Consider the following 19,986-nt stretch of genomic DNA (forward strand, 5'->3'; position numbering starts at 1 on the left):
ATCAACATACAGGATATTCGTTATCTTGAGAAGTCCTTAATTGATTTATGGCTGGTCAGACCGCTCGTTCCGCCGATAGTATTCGCTGACAAATTCTTTAAAGTTGCGACGTGCTTACGGCGAGACCGATCTTCCCCTCAGAACGGTCGTCTGAAACCCGGCAAAATGCCACTGGAGAAAATGGACATGCTCTGCCGTTTTCGGCAGGATTGCCGCACCAAGCCCTTGCTGATACTAGACCCAAAATCGAAGACACTTCTTCCCCTTCAAAAGCAAGCTTCGGGCTGATGGAGAGTTCCCGGCACATTTGTTGAACACATATCGAAGACCATACCCCGGCTTAAAACGGTGCAATTGACCGGCAAATGGCGGCCCTGTGGCCGCCAGACTTCGTTACGCTGATGCTCGCCTTTAATCTACTGCCGATACTTTCGTTACGGCTTTGATAGGATTCCACTATCCTGACGGGCAAGAGATCATACTAACAGATCATGAGAGCTGCTCCTTAACAGCAGTCACAAGTAACTTATCCATCTCACAAAGTGCTTATTAAACTTTGCAAACGCGCTGCCGTATCTGTTGAAGCTGTATAAATCATCATCTTCAAGTCGGGATTTTTTGACGGTTGGAGAATCACATGTTCAAACTCCATCTCTCCGATATGAGGATCGTAACTTCTTTTGTAGCGATCTGTAACGACCTGAACGTCATGTAACGGCCATAACTCACAAAACAGCTGACTGGTTTTCATTAATTCCTCAATGAGCTCATGAAACCTCGGATCATCGCGTAAATGTGCATAATCTGCACGAAACTGTGCGATCGCAATTTGTGCTTTGTATTTGTCCGACCCTAGCAAGCCGCTCGTTAAAAGGTGTTTCAACCAATTGGTTCTCTGCTGCATATGATTGGAAAATGGCGGTAATAGGAAAACGAATGCAGCCGCTCTGTTCCATATCAACAAATCCCAATATCTATTGAGAATAAAAGCTGGATGAGGTTCAAGAGCACTTATTGTCCGTTCCAAACCCATATTCATTTGCTCATTAACTGCCCTTTCCTGTTGTGCCGGTTTTGCAAGAAGGTGGAGGTGTTCACGTTCATCCTCCGTCAATCGCAACGCGTTTGCGATGCTATTGAGTACATCCTCTGATGGATTGACACTTCGACCTTGTTCCAATGAGGTATACCATGAAGTTCCAATATGGGCAAGCTGGGCTACTTCTTCCCTTCGAAGTCCCGACACCCGTCGTCGTCCATAAGATACCAACCCAACATCTTCTGGAGAAAGGCGTTCGCGACGAGAACGTAAAAAATCACCTAGTAACTTTTTGGAGGGAATCTCCTTCATCATACTCCTCCTTATCCTGATATTCCTAATCATACGATAAACACAGGAAGGCGGCTAATCGAGCCTTCTATTAAGCTAAACCTGAGACATTCAAAAGCTGAGGAGGATTAAAAATGAACATTTTTGTAACAGGAGCTACAGGTAAAATAGGAAGCCGTTTTGTCCCCCGGATGCTGGAGCGCGGACACCAAGTTAAATTGTTAGTCAGGAACACCGCAAAAGCGGATTGGCTTTATCAGCAAGGGGCCGAGCTTGTAGAAGGCGATCTTTTGCAGCCGGAAAGCTATATCGGCGATCTCCAGGGCAATGATGTTGTGATTCATTTGGCTGCACAGTTCCGGGGGGTAGACGAGAATACGACTAGAACAGCAAACCTCGATGGCAGTATAGCCTTAGCTCATGCAACGTTGCAGGCGGATGTGCCAAGATTTGTTTTTACCAGTACCAATAACGTCTATGGTTCGGTTAATCGTTTGAGACCAAACCGCGAAGACGACGAGCTTAGACCCGTTCATCCTTATCCTCAAAGTAAAGTTGAGGCCGAAGAGGCGCTGCTGCAGCTTCATCGCGAACAGGGATTGGGAGTGCGCATCGTTCGGCTGCCCTTTGTTTATGGTGAGCGCGATCCCCACATCACGGAAAGTCTGCCGTACTTCCGTAGTTGGAATCCAGCCAAAAGAATCCATATGGTACACCATGCGGACGTAAGTCAAGCCCTGATGCTCGCCGCCATTATACCGGGTTTTGATGGCCGAATCTATAATGTTGGCGACGATGCGCCCATCTCGATTGCGGAGCTTTTTCAACTTGATAACAGCGAGATACCGTCAGAAGCACTGCAAAAGGATTATGATCCGTGGGAGATGGTCGTCGATACAACGCGAATCAGAGACGAACTAAACTATCGACCGATTTATCCTTCGTTCTACTCGGCAAGAGATGCAGGTGCATTGTAATAAATTTATGGTAACCGTAATGAGAACAAAAGCGACATTCCAAGAATGTCGCTATTTATTTATCCTCATAAACAGCTTGCATGGAAGGACGGTTTGTGAATATGCAATGCCATCGTTCTAATATGTTTATTTGGTTCTGACAACCACAACACCATTTTCTACGGGAGAACCTAACATAAGCTACTCCCATCTTAGCACAATTGATCGGGGACAACTGGAAGCGCTGTATCGATTGGGCTGGCCATGCCGCAAGATCGGGCATGAGCTAGGTCGTCATCCCTCTACCATCGCACGGGAACTGAAACGCGGCGGCAGCCGGCTGGGAAATCCTTTGTTCCTGGGCTGCTTTTGTAATTTTATGCCTGCTCACGGCCATGAAATGGTCAATTTGATAGTGTTCCAATGCTCATCCGCTCCTTCATAACTAAAACGCATGATGATGATAGTTATTATAAATTAGACACATCGCAAATGAAAGCGTACCATGAAACATAGATTCTCATTCTAGAAAAGAGGAGCTGCCATGACTTACATACAGCCGCATACGAAGGATTATCAAAAAGCAAGCATCGCCTTATTCATCAGCGGTTTTGTGACATTTGCCACGCTTTACACGACACAGCCGCTCATGCCTCTGTTTGCGGAGGAATTCGCCATATCGGCGGCAGCTGCAAGCTTAACATTATCCATTTCAACTGGAATATTGGCGTTTGCCCTACTGACTGCAGCCGCATTGGCGGACGGATTCGGCCGGAAAACGATTATGACGCTCTCGCTTTTTTCCACCTCTATCCTCGGCCTTTTGACAGCCTTCAGTCCGAACTTTGCATCTCTCATTGTGATGAGAGGCCTGCTTGGCTTTTTTCTGGCGGGTGTTCCGGCCATTGCGATGACATATGTCGGGGAAGAATTCGATCCGAAGGGCCTTGGCAAAATGATGGGGCTCTATATTAGCGGCACCAGCCTGGGAGGCATGAGCGGAAGGCTCTTGACCGGTCTATTAACAGACCTTTTCGGCTGGAGGGAAGCGCTCGGCATCATCGGCGCCATTTCCGTCATCCTAAGCTATCTGTTTTGGGTACTGCTGCCGAAGCCCCGGCACTCTGTGAAAAGAAGGGCCGATGTGAAAACAATTTGCGGCGCCTATAAGGCTGTCCTTGTCAACAGACGGCTGATGCTGTTAATTTCGCTTGGTTTCATCCTCATGGGAAGCTTTGTCACGATGTTTAACTATATCGGCTTTCAGTTGACCGCCCCGCCTTACCGCCTGTCACAAACCATCATCGGACTGATCTTCATCGTCTATTTGGCGGGAACGCTCAGCTCGGTTTATATGGGGAAGAAAGCCGACAGCTTCGGCAGTCCGTTCATGATCAAAATCGCCGTCGCTATCATGGCTGCGGGGGCATTGCTTACACTTTCCCCCCAGCTTCTTTTGAAAATAGCCGGCATTGCCGTCTTTACGTTCGGATTTTTCGGCGCCCATTCGATCGCCAGCTCCTGGGTTGGGCAGACGGCAAATGAAAAACGCGTTCAAGCCTCATCTCTTTATTTGCTCAGCTATTATCTCGGTTCAAGCTTAGCCGGTTCTTTCGGCGGTTTTTTCTGGAACCATTTTCACTGGACGGGAATCATCGCTTTCATTACAGGGCTCATTTTGCTCGCTTACCCGGTTATTTTCTTGGCCGAAAAGAAAAAATCAGAATATGGTGCATGCCGGGAAAAAGGCAATCACTTTAGCTAAACTTTTTTCAGGCTGTGCCGATATAAAGCTCAGGAGCCGGCATGGCAATTCCTTCTGAAGATCAGCCGTTTTTAAAAGATTGCACATAGTCCGTCATGTTGGCTTTTCCTTATACCGTTTTCTAAACGGATTCCTGACTTTTGTTTTTTTGAACATTTGCCACGGGTGGATATTGATCCAAGCGGCGCACCGCCAAATATCCTCTCCGCGGCAGCTTTATTTTGTATCACTTTGCCCCTTGGTCAATAATAAATAAAGAGACATTCTGATGACAGAATGTCTCTTTTTACCGTTCGCTCACCTTGTCTTAACAGCCTCAACTTCCGGCGTCATGTCTGAAACGCCGCCCCCGTCCCAGACATCTTTTGTATATTGTCCTTTCGCCTGGAGGGCGTTCAGCCAGTTTTCGGCTTCTTCTCGGCTGGCATGATTGACATTTTGATATGCCGCACACAGGGCATGCTCAACATCTGGAGCCATTCTGCTGCCGTCTCCGCAGACGTACAGGCGGGCGCCGTTATCGAGAAGGTGTATCAGCCTTTCCAAGTCCTCTTTGATCAGATCTTGCACATATGTTTTCGGCCGGTTTTCAAGACGGGAAAATGCAGTATGCAAATGAACGAGCCCGTCTTGCACCGCTTTCTCCAGCTCCTCCTGATACAGGTAATCCTGCTCAGGGTGGCGGCAGCCGAAATACAGGTGCGCTTCACCGAGGTTCGCGCCGGCGTTTTGTTGGCTGCGGCGCGCCTGAAGAAAGCCGCGGTAAGGCGCAATTCCCGTTCCCGGCCCGATCATGATGATCGGCGTTTCCGGATCCTCAGGCAGACAGAAGCCCGACTGCGGCCGGTGAATAAAGCATGCGATCGTCTCTCCTGGGGAGAGGCCCGCCAGGTAGTTTGAGGCGACTCCGCGGTATTGCCCGCGTCCGCTTAGAGCAGGACCGTTTACAACAGCAACCGTTATGCTTGCTTGCCGCTGTTTATGCCGGGGCGAGCTTGAAATCGAATAATATCTCGGTTTGAGTGAAGGCAACAGCGCCAAAAAGCGGGCAAACGGCAGTTCACAAGCCGGATATTGTTCAAGCAGATCGAGCATCGTCAGACGTTTCCTTAAGACTTGTTCTTTATACAATTCGTCCTCCAGCAGCTCGTTGAGCTCCTGCTTATGCGGCGGACACGCTGTATAAGCGGCCAATTCGCGAAGCTGGGCTCTTGTAGCCGGCTCCTGGAGCTCAACACTGTTTGTCAAAAGGTCTGTTATCAGAACCGGGCGGTCTTGCGGCAAATGGGAGGCGCGGCCTCCGCTGATCTGCACGTGCTCATCCCCGTTTAAGCCAAACCGTTCAATGACCCTCCTGATCAGCTCCCCGCCGTTTTGCGGCAGCACGCCGAGATGATCTCCTTCGACATATTCGACCCCGTCAGGCAGGACAAGCTCAAGATGTCTTGTGCTTCTCCCGCTGCCTTCATACTGCAGCTCGCGGTTGACTGCGATTTGTGCAGAAAATGCAGCATAAGCTTTGGCAAGCGGTGCGGCGGCAGACGCCTTGACAAATTCGACAGATAGTTCTTGGCCGGCCGTTTCCGGCTGAGCGGGTTCTTTTAAAGAAAATGCTTTTCGTAAAGCCGGCCAAAGATCGCTTTGCCACTCTTCGAACTGCCCTTCAAAATCATCATTGGCATCCCCTTCACCCAGCTTTAACAGCCGCTTTGCCCCTTTTCTTTCCAATCCGCTGTCAATCAGACGGGGAATCCGCTGATAGGTGCTTGCCCAGCTCCGGTTTCCGCAGCCGAATACGGCATACTTGACACCGGACAAATCGTCTTGATGATCGCGTTCAAGCCAATCGACAAATTCCTTCGCATTATCCGGGGGATTTCCGTTATAGGAAGCTGTGACAACAATGACCGCTCCCTCTTTTGGAAGGCTGCCTTTATATTGGTCAAGCTCTGCCGTCCGGCACATAAAGCCTTGCCGGCGCGCCCGATCAGCGAGCTCGTTTGCCGCCTCTTCGGCCGTTCCAAGATTTGAACCGTAGAGCAGATAGAGAGGAATGCCATGCGCGTTTTCCTGCGGGGCTTTGGCGAAGCGTGCTTCCCCCGGTTCGCTCTCTTTTGCTTTGCCGGCTGGGACCGTCATCATGAGCTGCTGCTTTCGCGGTTTCACCCGCATCGTGAACCCTTCGGGCTTTAAGGTCAGCGTTTCTTTTATTTTTAATTGATAATTCGTATGGTCTTCCAGTTCAAAATGCTGAAGAATCATTCCGAGCACCAATGTGGCTTCATGCAGCGCGAACTGCATGCCGATGCATGCCCGCTGTCCATTGCCGAACGGTTTGTAGGCGTGCTGGGGAATGCTTTTCATCTGTTCAAAACGCTCCGGCCGAAAGCTTTCGGCATCTTCTCCCCAGACGCTCTGATCCCTGTGCAGTTTTGGTAATAAAACCGATACAACCTGGCCTTTTGGAATCAAGTATTTTCCGCCGATGACCGTTTCCTCCTTTGCGTATAAAGAAAAGGAAGGAGCTGTCGGCCAAAGCCTGATGGATTCGTTTAAAATCATGCGGATATACTTGAGCTTCTGTACTTGTTGATACGAAGGGACAGGATCTGTCAGCACGCGATCCGCTTCTTCATATGCTTTTTTTAGCTTATCAGGAGATTTCAGAAGGAGATAAAGTGCAAATGACAATAAGCCGCTGGTCGTCTCGTGCCCCGCGATCAAAAATGTAATGATTTGATAACGGATATTTTCATCATCCAGCTTTTCACCCGTCTCGGGATCCTTCGCATGAAGCATGAGGGACAAGAGGTCATCGCCGCTTTCTCCGCCGGCTTCTTTCCGTTCGGCGATGATCCGGTCGACAAGTGCAAACATCGATTCTATGTCGCGGTTAAATTTGCGCCTTGTGTTGACCATCAGTTTATCCTGCCATTCAAAACGCTTCGTCTGCCTCATCGCTTCATGCAACCCGCGGACCATGCTTTCGATGAACGGATGCTGTCCGTCGCGGTAAAAGCTGTTGAAGCGGAAGTTGAAGCCGCACAATCCGATTGTATCAAGCGTGAGACGCGTCATATCATCCGGAACATCAATGCTTTCATTTCGATTGAGCCGGGACCATTTTTGAATGAGCTGAACGGCAATGTCCTGCATCATCGGATGGTATCCCTTCATCGCTTTCTGGCTGAAGCTCGGGAGAAGAATATTGTGGGCTTTCCGCCAGTTGGGCTCGTTCGTCCAGCTTGTAAACAGCCCGTCTCCGCTGAATTCGCGAACCTTTAAAAGCCCTTTTCCCATGTTTTTATCGAACCGTGATTCATCACATACCTCTCTTGTCAGTTCATGGTTGGAAACGAAAACGCCGACGGCATCCCCGAATCGAAATTGAAAGATCGGCCCCAATTCGTCTGCGATTTTCCAAAGAGACTGGGACACTTTGTTTTTGTCAAGCAATGGGAGGTTGCCGAGCGGCCCGTATGTTTTCGGAATTGGAATTGAGCTTAATGCGTTCATGAACATCATCCTTTCTATTTTGAAAAAAGCAGGTTACCCATGATGTTTGATGGCATTCCAAGAACATGCCTGAATCTCTTCGATCAGTTCGGAAGGATCTTCAATTTCCCCAGCTTTGACGAGTTTTTGAATGTGGACAAATGCGCCGAACACCATCGCAGATAAAATATGGGAAGGCAGCGGACAAATGATGCGCGCTTCCTTTCCTTTTTCAAAAAATGCGTAGACAAAATCCAGCAGGTCATTCAGTACGTCCCGGCTTTCTTCAGTGAGATAATGGGAGGTTTTATCAATCTCCAGAAAATAGAGAGCATGGACATTTTCCTGGGAGAATCTGAACAGGCAGCGGAAAATATGCTGAAACTGCTCGCGTATGCCCGCAGAATGTCCGGGATGGCCCTCTTCCAGCTTTTTTTTGAAGCGTTTCACACTATCTTGAAAGAGAACATTTACAAGGCCTTCCTTGCTGTCAAAGTATCGGTAGATTGTTCCCGCTCCGACGTTTGCCCTCTCAGCGATCATCGGGATGGTTGCGGCATCAAAGCCCCGGTCTGCAAAAAGGACGAGCGCAGCCTCAATGATCCTCTGATATTTGCTTTTTTGTTCCACATGAATTTCCCCCAAGCAAAACGGAATGAACATTCATTCCGCAGATTCCTTTATATTCCCTTTTGACAGATCATCACAAAATTCCTTTTTCAATATAAAAATTTTTAATCAAAAAGCAAAATGAGGATGAACGGCCTATTTTTTGTTGTATGATAAATTACACAACAAAAAAAGAGCAGGATATTCCTTCCTGTCTTTTGATAGTATTCTTATATATTAATTTTTATGTCTAATTTCGTTTGTGATATAACGGCTGCACAAAAAAAGAGCTGATGATGAACAGCTGGGTTTGTCTTTTGACGCGAGCCGACTTAAATTCTATGAAAAACGCAAAAACCCTCTCATGTTGAGAGGGTGGCTGCCTTTATTTTACCGCTGTTATGCAGCAATCTTTGTCACGCATATGTACGGTGATGTCCCTGAAATGGCTCTCTTCGAGCAGGCGCTTGATTTGCTGTTCGGTATATAGAGTATCTCCTTTTGCCTGTCTTGAATGTTTCGTTTGCCCGTTAAGGTGAACGGTGAAAAACACGGTGCCGTCGACCTGCAGCACTCGGTAAAACTCCTTTAATGCCTGCTGAATATCCGTCCCGCCATCCATCGCATGGATCGAGAATACTTTATGAAAAGAGCGGTCGGCAAAAGGAATGTGTTCGGCATGGCCGACTTTCACTTCCGCTCTCCCTTCTTTTCTTAAATGGCGGGTGCGGCGCAGACTTTGTTTTACCATCCTTTTGGCGGGATCAACCCCGCAGGCTGTTCCGCTTTCAAGCTTTTCCGCTACCCGGCATAGCACCGCTCCGCTTCCCGTTCCGATTTGCAGAATGCGTTCATGCGGGCGGACATCCAATAACTGAATGACCCATTCGTTTATATCATGATTCATATAAGAAGCGGTCCATTTCGAAAACATCCCCCACGGACTCCGCAATCGTTTTCCAAGCCATTGTTCAAACACGTTAAAACACCTGCTTTAATCTTTTTAGCCCGAATTTTGTTTTTAGCATCGGACAAATGAGAAAACAAAACGGGCCTTACTACATCATATCGGTCAGCAAGACAGAATATTAAAAGCATTGGCCAACATATCTTGACCCGCACTTCTCAAGACTAGACGGATTCATATCGGCAAATGTTTCGCGCACGCTGAAAAAGCCTGCAATGAAATGGACTATCCGCCCTTTCAATCATTGATATAAATGCATAGGATGTAAGGAACTTTCACTAAAAGGTGGTGCTATTTATGGGCTTTGGTTATGGCGGTTTCGGCCGCTGCGGCGGCTATGGCGGCGGCTATGGCGGCGGCTATGGCTACGGCGGTGTCGGTTATGGCGGCGGCTTTGCGCTTATCGTCGTTCTCTTCATTCTTTTGATTATTGTTGGCGCTTGCTACGTCTGCTAAATGAAACGGAGGGGGTGTTGTTCACCTCCTTCATTTTGTTTTCCGCGCTTCCCAGACAAGCTGAAAAGTAAAAAGAGCAGAAAATAATTTTCTGCTCCTTCCTAATAATAGTACCAATAATAAGGCGTCCAATAACCGGATTGGCGCGCCCATTCCATTCTTTGGCGGCGATACGGATTTCCGTAGCCATGCTTAAAAGAATGGGGCATTGATGTATATCCATGGCCGATAAATGGCATTCTGCCGTCTTTCTGCATATTCATCACCTGCATTCATCTATTGCATTTCTAATCTATATTATGCAGACAAATGAAATGCGGAACCGATGCCGCCCCGGCTAAACCTGATCCTTCTCCTGTGTATAATGTGCCAGCAATTCCCTTCTGAATGTCATTTTTATCTCCTCCTTTATTGATTGTATGACTTCCGTGATCAGCGCTGGCTGTTCAAATAAAGGTACTTCAGCTGCTGATCTTTCATTTCACTGTACATTTGTTCGATCTCGTATTCTCGCTCGTACTCTTCCGGACTTTTAAATCGCTTTTGAATGGTTAATGTTAAAAAGAATAGATTAATCGTCATGTCGCTCACCTCCTTTCAAGTTTGCTGTTCAAAATAAAATAAGCCCGCAGATCATCTGACAAACCTGCGGGCGCAAACCAAAACCGCCAGATAAAAACAACAAAGTCTTTATCTTGCGAGGAGCAGCGTATTGTTTTTCCTTCCTAACGTTTCACTGTGCGGCATAAGCAGCGGTTAAGGAAGGGCACAATGTCTCCCACAGGTTGAATGAAGCATGGTATTCACAAAGTCTAGTGTATGTAGTCAATGTCTGTTTCATGTTCATCAACCTCCTCTGCTTTTTGTTTACTTTGTAAGTATATCCATCAAATTCCTGTTTGTAAACCTTTTTTTCAAAAAATGGACGCATTTTAGGGCGCTCAAAAAAGGCAGAGAACTCAATATGAGTTGCTCTGCCTATGATTCTTCCATTTCATCCAATTGTCTTTTGTATTTGAGCGAGCGTTTCACACAAAAGAAAGCGCCGGCCAAAAAGCCGCATGTCGCAAGCATCATCACCGTTTTTTGCCCTGCACCCAACCCTTGGCCGGGAATGATGGAGCCGATATATAAAAACGCGCTTACACTGAGAAGTGTAAAAGCAAATTGTTTGTAATCTTCCATTAACGATTTAACCTTTTTCTGATGCATGTATGATCACCTGCCTGGTTCATAGTCGATATGAATCAGAATAACATAGATTAACAGATGATCAGACATGTAATTTCAGCCAATTTATGAAAGCGGAGCGAGCGCCTGGCTCAAGTCTTCCAACAGATCATCCATGTCCTCAATTCCGACAGAAATGCGGATCAGTCCGTCTGTGATGCCAAGCTCGAGCCTCCGTTCGCGCGGGATCGATGCATGGGTCATCCGCGCCGGAACAGAGATCAGGGATTCCACCGCACCCAGACTTTCGGCGATGGTAAACAGCTTCAGTCGTCCTAAAACGATATCGACATTTTCCTCCTCGCCGATATCAAAGGAGATCATCCCGCCGAATCCCTTGCTTTGCCGTTTAGCCAGCTCATGCCCGGGGTGGGACGGCACCCCTGGGTAATACACCTTTTTGACGGCTTGATGCTCTTCTAAAAATCGGGCGACTTTCCGGGCATTTTGTTCATGGGCTTCCATTCTCAAACCGAGCGTCTTCATGCCCCTCATCAAAAGCCATGAGTCTTGCGGGCCAAGAATGCCGCCGGTGGAATTTTGGATGAAGTGAAGCTCTTCTCCGAGTTCTTGAGAAGCAGTCACCACAAGCCCCCCGACAACATCGCTGTGCCCTCCTAAATATTTTGTCGCGCTGTGAAGCACGATATCGGCGCCAAATGAAAGCGGGTTTTGGAAATACGGTGTATAGAATGTGTTATCCACGATCAGCAAGAGATCATGTTTTTTCGCTGTTTCAGCGACCTTTTGCAGGTCGGTGATTTTTAAAAGCGGGTTTGTCGGGGTTTCGACGTAAATCGCTTTCGTATTCGGTTTGATCGCTTTCTCAATGTCGCCAGTGTTGCTCGTGTCGCTGAAGGTCGATTCGATGCCGATGCGGTTCATCACCTTTGTCATGACACGGTAGGTGCCGCCGTAGACATCATCTGTCAAAACGACATGATCGCCGCTTTTAAACAGCATCATGACCGCTGTTATGGCCGCCATTCCAGATCCGAACGCATAGCCTGCTGCCCCTCCTTCAAGATCTGTGATTAAAGCTTCCAGCGCGCTTCGCGTCGGATTTGCTGTTCTTGAATATTCATACCCCGTATGCTGTCCGGCCCGCGGCTGTTTGTACGTGCTGACTTGATATATCGGAACCGAGACGGCGCCTGTTTTTTCATCTCCCGTTATACCGCCGTGGATCATTTTCGTTTTTTGCTTCATCTTACATTCCTCCTTCATAGATGTTTTTGCTTAAATAACGGTCGCTGCCGTCAGGAAAAATCGTCACAATGTTTGTGCCCGGCTCCGCTTTTTCTGCTTCTTTCAATGCCGCAAATAAAGCAGCGCCAGACGAGCTTCCGATCAGGAGGCCTTCTTTTTCAGCGGCTTCCTTGACGAGCCGGAACGCATCTTCATCGAGGACGGTGTAGATCTCATCAAAGTACTTTTCGTCCATGTAATCGGGAATGAACTCCATTCCGATTCCCTCTGTTTTGTGTCCGTGCGGTTCTCCTCCGTTTAATATCGAGCCTTCCGGTTCAACAATGACCGTTTTAACGGCCGGATTTTGTTCTTTCAAAAAGCGGGCAGTCCCGGCAAAAGTCCCGCCTGATCCGGCTCCGGCGACAAACACGTCAACCTTCCCGTCAAGATCCTGCCATATTTCCGGCGCAAGTGTTTTGTAGTAAACCAATGGATTTACTCGGTTTTTAAACTGTAAAACGCAATAAGAATTTGGAATTTCCCTCTCCAATTCAAGAGCCCTGTCAATCGCGCCTTTCATCCCTTTCTTTCTCGGCGTGTGAACAATCTTTGCTCCGAGCGCTTTCATGATCGACCGTTTTTCCATGCTGAAATGCTCGGGCACGCAAAAAATGGCGGTGATTCCGTGTTTTCTGGCGGCCATGGCCAATCCGATCCCCGTATTGCCGGCCGTCGCTTCAATGATCGTGCCGCCCGGTTTCAGCTTTCCTTGCTGGAGTGCGTCATCAATCAGCACTTCTCCAAGGCGGTCCTTAATGCTCCCGCCGGGATTCATCATTTCCAGTTTTGCATAGATGTTGACCCCCTTAGGTATGGGAAAATTCAACAGCTGCAATAAAGGGGTTTTGCCGATTAATTGTGTGATATCTGTGATCACATTCATATTCTTTCCTCCTTCAGGAAGGTGCAAAACAGAGGGGAAAGCCCCCCTGTTTTAATTGATTCTTTTGATCATGCGGAGTACGAGGTCTGTCGAATGCTTTGCAGCCTGATCCAAGAATTTGTCAAATGATACTTCAGATTCCTTTCCGGCAATATCTGAGAGCGCCCTGATCACAACAAACGGGGTGTTAAATTGATGACAGACTTGTGCGACAGCCGCCGCTTCCATTTCCACCGCATAAAGATCTTCAAATTTGCCGCGGATGAAAGCCACCCGTTCGGGGTCGCTCATAAAGGAGTCGCCTGTTGCGATCGTTCCTTTGACCACCTGGATGTGCCCCAGTTGTGCCGCTTCTTCTTCGGCTGTTTTGACCAATGCGCCGTCAGCCTGAAATGCGGCCGGAAGATTTGGAACCTGTCCATATTCATAATCAAAAGCCGTGACATCGACGTCATGATGGCGGACTTCCGTAGATATGACGATGTCCCCGACATTGAGGGAGTGATGGAAGCCCCCGGCTGAACCGGTGTTGATCACAACATCCGGTTTAAAACGGTCCAGCAGGATCGTCGTACTCATGGCCGCATTCACCTTGCCGATGCCTGATTTTAAAAGGACGACGTCTTTTCCTTCATAGCTCCCGCTTGTGAATTCACAGTTTGCAATCACTTCCCGGTTTGTCTCTTCCAATTTGCTCCGCAAAATCGTGACTTCTTCTTCCATTGCTCCGATAACTGCTATTTTCATATCATAACATCCCTTCAAATTTACAATTTTGCCGCTTCCATTACCCAGACAAAATCATTATGCTTTTGAAAGGCGATCCTGAATTGTTCTGAGGTAAAGATCGTTTCCATCTCGGAAAGCGTCGGATAATGTTCTGTTTCAAGGTCTTCCGCCAATTGGTGAAATTCTTTTTCCTTCGCCTGTTTGACGGCGGAAACAAAGGCTTCGCTATCCTTGAAGACGGTATCAGCAAACACTATTTTACCATGCTTTTTAAGCATTTTTCCATACCGCCTTACCGCTTCCTGTTTTTCTTCGTTTGTCAGATGATGAAAAGCATAAGAACTCACGATGGTATCAGGTGTAAACGGAACTGACGGAAAGTCGAGAAAATCTCCGTCCAAAATGGCTGTGTCTTTCGGCAGCTTGCCTCTGGCAATGGCTCTCATCGCTTTTGACGGTTCAACAGCGCAGACTTTTTTTCCGGCATCGAGCAACTTTGCAGTCAGATTGCCTGTGCCTGGCCCGAACTCGAGCACTCGCTCGCCGGAACGCCTGACGACATCGTCCAAAATACCGTCATAGTTTCGAAAAACTTCTTGATACTGTATGTCATGCCCCACGACTGTGTCATCATAGGAATCTGCCCAATGATCAAATAAAGAAATAAATTCTCTTCCCATTGTATCGCCACTCTCCACTTATTTTTATAATTCCTATAAGTATAGTATGATTTAACGATTGATTAGTTCTTATCCTAACATCATTTATTCATTTTGCATACAAAAATGGTTTGGCTTTGTTTCTTCTTGCCACAAGACCCGCTTCTTTGATTTAATAAGAATGACTTGAAGCAAACGGAGGATTGGTTTATGAAATTCGAACTGGATCTGATCAAGGAAAAAGTTGAATTTTTTGAAGCCCCGACACTGGAGGAGCTGGAAAAGAAAGTGAATCAGCAGATCGAAAACAATCAGGCGATTTTGTTAAAGGTCCATTCGGTTTCCCACCAGACGGCGGTCATCGACGGACGGATCCTATACAGTGCTGTGGTTCATTTTAAAGCGGAATAAAAAAAAGCGGCCGGGTTCATTTTAACCCGCCGCTTTTTCCTTTATTTCAGCTTTTCGACCTTTGTCGGTTTCCAGCCTTTTCCGTCAACCCATGTGATGGCCACTTGATATTTCACTCCGCTGTCATTGGTTTGAATCGTTCCTTTCGCGTCTTGAGGACTACCGTTGTTTCCAAGCCAAATCACGGTCATGTTGTCTTTGGAAACGCCTGTTGCATAAGAGATGGCTTCAAGCATCTCGGCCCAGTCTTGTGAAGAAGAATCGTATGTAGCCGTATGCTCTCCGCTTTGTTTTGTGCCGACAGGCTTCCAGTTCGGGTTGATGATCGTCTTTTCGACGTTGGCGCTGGAGCCTCCTTCTTTTACTTCGGCCCCTTCAAACGGATCGTCGGATTTTTCTTTGTTTTCGTCTGAAGCGGTCTCTTTTTCCTGATCTTTATCAGCATCGGAATCTGATGCGCTGTCTTCTTTGTCAGCTGAGTCGTCTTTCGTTTTACTGTCATCTTTGTCTTTCACATCTTCATCAGAGGTTTGTTTTTTATTGTCTGATGCAGGCGCTTCTTTCGTCTGTTCAGAGTCGTTTTTTGAGACGTCCTGTGTCGCCTGCTCTTTCGGGCTGTTCATCATCAGGCTGCTGGCGACGACAACAATCAACACCAATACGATGCCTATTAAAATGTTAAGCACAAGATTTGCTTTCCTGCGCTTATCACGATTTTCAAATCGAGATTCCCTTGATTCGCTCAATTCTTTGCACTCCTTTACTCCCTCTTGCCTCGCTTCTTATTTTATCATCACCGGAGGCTTTCTTCTATGTCTGGTTCTTTTCAATTTCATATACTTTTTTAACAATATCATAAAATACTGCATTTGTCGCAGCCTTACCTTCCGGCGTATCCATATGCACGACAGCGAGCGCGTATTTTGGCTTGTCCGCCGGAAAATAACCGGCAAACCACTTATGGTAAAGCGTTTGTTCATCTTTTGACTTCCGCCCGGTTTGCGCAGTGCCCGATTTCCCCGCCACTTCAAAGGGAAGGTCGCGGAAGCGCCGGCCTGTCCCCTCGTCTGATGTGACAACTTTTCTGAGCAGCTTTTGCAGCTTCTGCGCAGTATACGGATCAATTGTTTCTCCCGGCAGATCCTGGTCTTTAAAAGCCGTCATCAATGTGCCGTTTTTGTATTCGATCTCATCAGCGATTTTGACTTGCTTTTTCTCGCCGCCTCTCGCGATCGTAGACATCATATTGGCGATCTCCAGAGGCGTCAGCTTCACATTCTTTTGGCCGATGGCGGTCTGCGCCACCGCTTTTTTGACTTGTTTATCCCGGTCATCCCCCCAGATCGACCCGGCTGTTTCACGGTAAAACTGCCTGAAATGGTCTTGATGGTAAAGCTTCCCTTCCCAGCCGACGCGTTCGGTCAGGCCGAGCTTTTGCGCTGTCTTTTCAATGATGGAGCTGTTTTTTTCCACAAGCTGCCCGGCGAGGGTTGTAAACGTGTAGTTGCAGCTCTGTGCAAAGCTGTCTTCGATATTCAGTTTCCCTTTGTCTTCCCCTGGTTCACCGTAAAGGTTCAAATTGCAGTTGAATGTTTTCGACGGATGATCCAAACCGTTTTCAACGGCTGCTGCTGCGATCACCGTCTTAAAAACGGAACCCGGGTACATCGGTGTGAGCATGTAGTTTTGCCGCGTTTTTTGCGAAGCCATGTTTAAGTCGGGCTTGCTGGCGATCGCCAGTACACTGCTGTTTTCGATATCGATTAGAACAGCGCCGCCTTTTTCTAATTTTTGCTCACTTAACACGTCTTCCACCGATTCCTGAATCTTTTTATCAATCGTCGTTTTGACTTGCAACGGATAAAACGGATTTGCGTCAGCTGTATATTTGACGTCCATACCGAACAAAGGGTTTCCCATACCGTCAACATGATATAAAAGCTTCGTTTCTTGTTCGGGAAGCAGGAATTCATCAAATGTCCGTTCCATGCCGAATGTGCCGATTTTTGTGCTGATGGACAAGTCGTCTTTATGCGGGTATTTGCTGCGGAGAAGGTCCGGATCTTGGTTTGTCATGCCAAGCGTATGGGCTGCGAGTCTGTTTTTTTCTGTTTCTTCTATGTATACGCCGTAAAGTCCCGGATATTTCAACTTGTTGATTTTTTCGAGCGCCGTCTTTGAAATGGGCTTCCCCTCATGTTTCGTGAGAATGACCGGTTTTTTCGCGCTTTCCAGCTTTTGCTTGATCTCTTTTTTCGATATGTTTAAAATTCCGGCCGCTTCCTCAATCGGCCATTGCTGTTTATTTAAAAAAGGAAAGAAGATGATGGCCGGCTTTTGACTGACGGACAAGTGTTCGCCGTTTCGGTCTAAAAAAGATCCTCTTCCATCTGAAATCTGAACCGCTTCGGTACGCTGTTTGACACTTTCCTCAATAAGGTTCACATTCCGTTTTGAAAAGGATTCCGTAAAAAACAGTTGGATTTCCGCCAATCTGAACAGCAGAAATAAAAGGGCGGCTGAAATCAGTATAGAGACCCATTTCATACGCTTTCGCAATTTCATCATAAAAACACCTCATCCACATTGTGGACGAGGCTATGATCTGCTAAACAAATTTTAAGAAATTTTCACAATTTTTACAAGCATTTCTCCGCCCGGGGTCTGTACAGTGACCTCGTCTCCGACCTGTTTGCCGATCAGGCTTTTGGCAATCGGGGAATCGTTGGAGATTTTTCCTTCAAACGGATCGGCCTCCGCGCTGCCCACAATCGTATAAGCTTCTTCTTCACCATCGGGAAGCTCCTTAAATGTGACGGTTTTTCCGAGGGTGACAATGTTTGAATTTGCACCATCGTCTTCAATAATCTTCGCATTCCGAATCATATTGTCAAGGGTCGTAATACGCCCTTCTACAAAGGCTTGTTCTTCTTTTGCAGAATCGTACTCGGAGTTTTCAGAGAGGTCTCCAAAGCTTCTCGCGACCTTGATGCGCTCGACAACCTCTTTGCGTTTAACCGTTTTCAAATACTCGAGTTCTTCTTCAAGTTTTTTCTTCCCTGATTCAGTCATAGGAAATACTTTCTCTTGTGCCATTGTTCCTTCACTCCTTCTAGTTGGTCCCTCATCACTTGTATGTGAGAGTATAGACTTGAATATACAAGAATGAGGACAACCCATGTCCCCTTCTTCTCTCCCATATTTGTAAAGTATAATGAAAACCGGATGGAAGGCTCCGGTCAATCGTGCTTATACAGTTAAAGAAGGGCTCAAAGCGAGATCCCTTCAATTTCTATACATAATATGGTCAGAGTAGTCTTTGTCTATGCTATGTTATTATAAAATCGCGTTTTGTTCAAGAATTGTTTGTATTTTGGTCACCATCAGGTCGATTGCGACGCGGTTCTGGCCGCCCTCAGGAATAATGATATCAGCATAACGTTTTGTCGGTTCGACAAATTGATTATGCATCGGTCTGACGACGGAAATGTACTGCTCAATGACAGAATCAATCGAGCGTCCGCGCTCTTTAATATCCCGAAGCATTCTTCTGATAATCCGCAGGTCGGCGTCCGTATCGACATACAGCTTGATGTCCATTAAATCGCGGAGCCTTTCATCCTCAAGAACAAGGATTCCTTCCAAAATAATAACATCTTTCGGATCGACATGCACGACTTCTTCTGAGCGCGTATGCAGCTTATAGTCGTAAATCGGCTTTTTAATCGGCCTGTATGCCAGCAATTCGTTCAAATGCTCGATTAAAAAGTCATTATCAAATGCAAGCGGATGGTCGTAGTTTGTATTCAGCCGTTCTTCAAATGGCAGATGGCTTTGATCTTTGTAATACAAATCCTGCTCAAGCATTAAAATGGAGTGGCCCTTGAACTGTTCATAGATGGATCTGGTGACGCTCGTCTTGCCCGATCCTGAGCCTCCAGCTATTCCAATGACTACCGGTTTCTTCCCCATGCCATTACTGCCCCTTTCTCATCATGTTGCTCGGATAAATCTTCTTGTTGACTTTAAATTTGACGATTTGCAGGGGATGGCGGGCTGCATCAAGCACATTGCCTTTTTCGTGCCAAATCGTTTCAATCTTGGTTGTGAAATTGTCTATTTCCGGGCCGAAAAATTCGACTTCATCTCCGGTTTTAAAGAAGTTGCGCTGCTGGAGCGTGACCATTTTTGTTTCCTCATCATAATCAAGGACAAGGCCGACAAAGTCGTATGTTGTTTTCTTGCCGTGGACGCCGAACATCTGCTCCTCATAGCCCGGCGTTCCTTCAAAGAAGGCGGGAGCGGTGTCTCTGTTTGCACATTTGTCGAGTTCCTTCAGCCACTCTTCTTGAATGACGAAGTTTTCGGGATCTGCGCAATAAGCATCGATCACCTTTCGATAGACGCTGACGACGGTTGCAATATAGTGGATCGATTTCATCCGTCCTTCGATTTTGAGGCTGTCAATGCCGATTTCGATCATTTGCGGGATCGATTCAATCAGCTTCAAGTCTTTTGGACTCATCGCAAACGGCGCATCTTCTTCTTCGTAAAGCGGAAGCGCGTTTGCACCGTTTGTCTGGTACAGGTCATAATCCCAGCGGCAGGACTGGCAGCAGCCTCCGCGGTTTGAATCCCTTGCCGTCATATGGTTGCTGAGCACGCAGCGTCCTGAATAAGCGATGCACATTGCACCGTGAATGAACGTTTCGATTTCGATATCGACTTTTTCTTTCATTTCCTTGATTTCCAGAGCACTTGTTTCACGCGCAAGCACGACCCGCTCAAGGCCTTCTTCCTTCCAGAACTGAACAGCTTTCCAGTTTGAAAGGGACTGCTGGGTGCTCAAATGCACTTCAAGCTTTGGTGCAACCCTGCGGCACGTTTCAATGATCAGCGGGTCGGCGACGATAATACCTGAAACACCTGCGCCTTCAAGATCGCGCAAATAGCCTTCAAGGCCGTCGATATTTTCTTCATGGGCAAAAATATTGGTCGTCACATAAATCTTTGCACCATATTTTTTTGCAAACTCAACGCCTTCAGCCATTTCCTCAATCGAAAAATTATCTGCGTTTGAGCGGAGTCCATATTCACGTCCGCCGATAAATACCGCGTCTGCTCCGTAGTGGACGGCGATTTTCAGCTTTTCCAGATTTCCCGCCGGAGCCAATAGTTCAGGCTTTTTCGTAATGACGCGTTTCCCATTGACGATTTTGGAAATTTTATCTTTTACTGCAGACAT

The 19,986-nt window shown here is 47.1% G+C and carries 21 protein-coding genes and 2 pseudogenes; 5 read left to right on the forward strand and 18 right to left on the reverse strand.

Features of this window, described 5'->3' with window-relative positions:
* Positions 1-45 precede the first annotated feature (45 nt).
* Both M654_RS16895 and M654_RS16900 read right to left on the reverse strand, forming a co-directional pair.
* Positions 46-345 (reverse strand): annotated as a pseudogene (locus M654_RS16895) (LysR substrate-binding domain-containing protein); the annotation flags it as partial.
* A gap of 190 nt (positions 346-535) precedes the next feature.
* Entirely contained in the window at positions 536-1,351 is an 816-nt protein-coding gene (locus M654_RS16900; protein ID WP_026588044.1) for a helix-turn-helix transcriptional regulator, read from the reverse strand.
* Positions 1,352-1,464: 113 nt separating this feature from the next.
* On the opposite strand from M654_RS16900, the gene M654_RS16905 reads away from it, so the two are divergent.
* The gene (locus tag M654_RS16905; protein ID WP_026588045.1) at positions 1,465-2,307 is read left to right on the forward strand and encodes an NAD-dependent epimerase/dehydratase family protein; all 843 of its coding nucleotides are present in this window, start codon (positions 1,465-1,467) and stop codon (positions 2,305-2,307) included.
* 175 nt (positions 2,308-2,482) lie between these two features.
* A pseudogene (locus M654_RS16910) lies at positions 2,483-2,626 on the forward strand (helix-turn-helix domain-containing protein); the annotation flags it as partial.
* Here the strand turns inward: M654_RS16910 and M654_RS16915 are convergent.
* Positions 2,573-2,710 carry a hypothetical protein gene (locus M654_RS16915; protein ID WP_236251299.1) on the reverse strand — a complete coding sequence of 46 codons (138 nt, stop codon included), beginning with the start codon at positions 2,708-2,710 and terminating at the stop codon, positions 2,573-2,575. The pseudogene M654_RS16910 and the gene M654_RS16915 sit on opposite strands and share 54 nt — an antisense overlap.
* A gap of 120 nt (positions 2,711-2,830) precedes the next feature.
* Between M654_RS16915 and M654_RS16920 the strand changes: the two genes are divergently transcribed.
* The gene (locus M654_RS16920) at positions 2,831-4,051 is read left to right on the forward strand and encodes an MFS transporter (RefSeq protein WP_026588046.1); all 1,221 of its coding nucleotides are present in this window, start codon (positions 2,831-2,833) and stop codon (positions 4,049-4,051) included.
* Between the two features lie 297 nt (positions 4,052-4,348).
* Here the strand turns inward: M654_RS16920 and M654_RS16925 are convergent, their stop codons facing one another.
* From M654_RS16925 to M654_RS16935, 3 genes are all read right to left on the reverse strand, one after another.
* Positions 4,349-7,567 (reverse strand): bifunctional cytochrome P450/NADPH--P450 reductase, encoded by a 3,219-nt coding sequence (locus M654_RS16925; protein WP_051290393.1) that lies wholly within the window; start codon positions 7,565-7,567, stop codon positions 4,349-4,351.
* A gap of 33 nt (positions 7,568-7,600) precedes the next feature.
* Entirely contained in the window at positions 7,601-8,176 is a 576-nt protein-coding gene (locus tag M654_RS16930; protein WP_026588047.1) for a TetR/AcrR family transcriptional regulator, read from the reverse strand.
* Positions 8,177-8,540: 364 nt separating this feature from the next.
* Positions 8,541-9,134, reverse strand: a complete 594-nt coding sequence (locus tag M654_RS16935; RefSeq protein WP_026588048.1) for a class I SAM-dependent methyltransferase — start codon at positions 9,132-9,134, stop codon at positions 8,541-8,543.
* Positions 9,135-9,419: 285 nt separating this feature from the next.
* Between M654_RS16935 and M654_RS16940 the strand changes: the two genes are divergently transcribed.
* Positions 9,420-9,578, forward strand: coding sequence for a YjcZ family sporulation protein (locus M654_RS16940; RefSeq protein ID WP_081692856.1), 159 nt, complete (start codon positions 9,420-9,422; stop codon positions 9,576-9,578).
* A 101-nt stretch (positions 9,579-9,679) separates the two neighbouring features.
* Here the strand turns inward: M654_RS16940 and M654_RS16945 are convergent, their stop codons facing one another.
* From M654_RS16945 to M654_RS16975, 7 genes are all read right to left on the reverse strand, one after another.
* On the reverse strand, positions 9,680-9,835 hold the full coding sequence (locus M654_RS16945; protein ID WP_236251281.1) for a hypothetical protein: 156 nt from the start codon (positions 9,833-9,835) through the stop codon (positions 9,680-9,682).
* Positions 9,836-10,010: 175 nt separating this feature from the next.
* Complete coding sequence (locus tag M654_RS16950) at positions 10,011-10,160, reverse strand: YrzI family small protein (RefSeq protein ID WP_077736343.1); 150 nt, start codon at positions 10,158-10,160, stop codon at positions 10,011-10,013.
* 396 nt (positions 10,161-10,556) lie between these two features.
* Positions 10,557-10,790, reverse strand: a complete 234-nt coding sequence (locus tag M654_RS16955; RefSeq protein ID WP_026588049.1) for a YrhC family protein — start codon at positions 10,788-10,790, stop codon at positions 10,557-10,559.
* 84 nt (positions 10,791-10,874) lie between these two features.
* Positions 10,875-12,017 (reverse strand): bifunctional cystathionine gamma-lyase/homocysteine desulfhydrase, encoded by a 1,143-nt coding sequence (locus tag M654_RS16960; RefSeq protein ID WP_026588050.1) that lies wholly within the window; start codon positions 12,015-12,017, stop codon positions 10,875-10,877.
* A gap of 1 nt (position 12,018) precedes the next feature.
* Positions 12,019-12,942: a PLP-dependent cysteine synthase family protein gene (locus M654_RS16965; protein WP_026588051.1), complete on the reverse strand. Its 924-nt coding sequence runs from the start codon at positions 12,940-12,942 to the stop codon at positions 12,019-12,021.
* Between the two features lie 51 nt (positions 12,943-12,993).
* Positions 12,994-13,689, reverse strand: a complete 696-nt coding sequence (gene mtnN / locus M654_RS16970; protein ID WP_026588052.1) for a 5'-methylthioadenosine/S-adenosylhomocysteine nucleosidase — start codon at positions 13,687-13,689, stop codon at positions 12,994-12,996.
* Positions 13,690-13,709: 20 nt separating this feature from the next.
* A complete protein-coding gene (locus M654_RS16975; RefSeq protein ID WP_026588053.1) occupies positions 13,710-14,351 on the reverse strand; it encodes a class I SAM-dependent DNA methyltransferase in 642 nt (213 codons plus the stop codon).
* A gap of 189 nt (positions 14,352-14,540) precedes the next feature.
* On the opposite strand from M654_RS16975, the gene M654_RS16980 reads away from it, so the two are divergent.
* Entirely contained in the window at positions 14,541-14,741 is a 201-nt protein-coding gene (locus tag M654_RS16980) for a DUF2536 family protein (RefSeq protein WP_026588054.1), read from the forward strand.
* Positions 14,742-14,782: 41 nt separating this feature from the next.
* Here M654_RS16980 and M654_RS16985 read toward each other — a convergent pair whose 3' ends face one another.
* The 5 genes from M654_RS16985 to M654_RS17005 all read right to left on the reverse strand — a co-directional run bounded on the left by M654_RS16985 (position 14,783) and on the right by M654_RS17005 (position 19,986).
* Positions 14,783-15,487 (reverse strand): YrrS family protein, encoded by a 705-nt coding sequence (locus M654_RS16985; RefSeq protein WP_026588055.1) that lies wholly within the window; start codon positions 15,485-15,487, stop codon positions 14,783-14,785.
* A gap of 64 nt (positions 15,488-15,551) precedes the next feature.
* On the reverse strand, positions 15,552-17,306 hold the full coding sequence (locus M654_RS16990; RefSeq protein ID WP_026588056.1) for a peptidoglycan D,D-transpeptidase FtsI family protein: 1,755 nt from the start codon (positions 17,304-17,306) through the stop codon (positions 15,552-15,554).
* 54 nt (positions 17,307-17,360) lie between these two features.
* Positions 17,361-17,837, reverse strand: coding sequence for a transcription elongation factor GreA (greA, locus tag M654_RS16995; protein ID WP_026588057.1), 477 nt, complete (start codon positions 17,835-17,837; stop codon positions 17,361-17,363).
* A 240-nt stretch (positions 17,838-18,077) separates the two neighbouring features.
* Positions 18,078-18,713, reverse strand: a complete 636-nt coding sequence (gene udk / locus M654_RS17000) for a uridine kinase (protein WP_026588058.1) — start codon at positions 18,711-18,713, stop codon at positions 18,078-18,080.
* A 4-nt stretch (positions 18,714-18,717) separates the two neighbouring features.
* Entirely contained in the window at positions 18,718-19,986 is a 1,269-nt protein-coding gene (locus M654_RS17005; RefSeq protein WP_026588059.1) for a peptidase U32 family protein, read from the reverse strand.

The organism is Bacillus sp. NSP9.1 (genome assembly GCF_000465465.2).
Classification (GTDB): domain Bacteria; phylum Bacillota; class Bacilli; order Bacillales; family Bacillaceae; genus Bacillus; species Bacillus sonorensis_A.

Bases quoted from the DNA above. Each gene is read 5' to 3' on its own strand.
- M654_RS16900 (WP_026588044.1), bottom strand. From the start codon at position 1,351: ATGAAGGAGATTCCCTCCAAAAAGTTACTAGGTGATTTTTTACGTTCT.
- M654_RS16905 (WP_026588045.1), top strand. From the start codon at position 1,465: ATGAACATTTTTGTAACAGGAGCTACAGGTAAAATAGGAAGCCGTTTT.
- M654_RS16920 (WP_026588046.1), top strand. From the start codon at position 2,831: ATGACTTACATACAGCCGCATACGAAGGATTATCAAAAAGCAAGCATC.
- M654_RS16925 (WP_051290393.1), bottom strand. From the start codon at position 7,567: ATGAACGCATTAAGCTCAATTCCAATTCCGAAAACATACGGGCCGCTC.
- M654_RS16940 (WP_081692856.1), top strand. From the start codon at position 9,420: ATGGGCTTTGGTTATGGCGGTTTCGGCCGCTGCGGCGGCTATGGCGGC.
- M654_RS16945 (WP_236251281.1), bottom strand. From the start codon at position 9,835: ATGCAGAAAGACGGCAGAATGCCATTTATCGGCCATGGATATACATCA.
- M654_RS16950 (WP_077736343.1), bottom strand. From the start codon at position 10,160: ATGACGATTAATCTATTCTTTTTAACATTAACCATTCAAAAGCGATTT.
- M654_RS16955 (WP_026588049.1), bottom strand. From the start codon at position 10,790: ATGCATCAGAAAAAGGTTAAATCGTTAATGGAAGATTACAAACAATTT.
- M654_RS16960 (WP_026588050.1), bottom strand. From the start codon at position 12,017: ATGAAGCAAAAAACGAAAATGATCCACGGCGGTATAACGGGAGATGAA.
- M654_RS16965 (WP_026588051.1), bottom strand. From the start codon at position 12,942: ATGAATGTGATCACAGATATCACACAATTAATCGGCAAAACCCCTTTA.
- mtnN (WP_026588052.1), bottom strand. From the start codon at position 13,689: ATGAAAATAGCAGTTATCGGAGCAATGGAAGAAGAAGTCACGATTTTG.
- M654_RS16975 (WP_026588053.1), bottom strand. From the start codon at position 14,351: ATGGGAAGAGAATTTATTTCTTTATTTGATCATTGGGCAGATTCCTAT.
- M654_RS16980 (WP_026588054.1), top strand. From the start codon at position 14,541: ATGAAATTCGAACTGGATCTGATCAAGGAAAAAGTTGAATTTTTTGAA.
- M654_RS16990 (WP_026588056.1), bottom strand. From the start codon at position 17,306: ATGAAATTGCGAAAGCGTATGAAATGGGTCTCTATACTGATTTCAGCC.
- greA (WP_026588057.1), bottom strand. From the start codon at position 17,837: ATGGCACAAGAGAAAGTATTTCCTATGACTGAATCAGGGAAGAAAAAA.
- udk (WP_026588058.1), bottom strand. From the start codon at position 18,713: ATGGGGAAGAAACCGGTAGTCATTGGAATAGCTGGAGGCTCAGGATCG.
- M654_RS17005 (WP_026588059.1), bottom strand. From the start codon at position 19,986: ATGTCTGCAGTAAAAGATAAAATTTCCAAAATCGTCAATGGGAAACGC.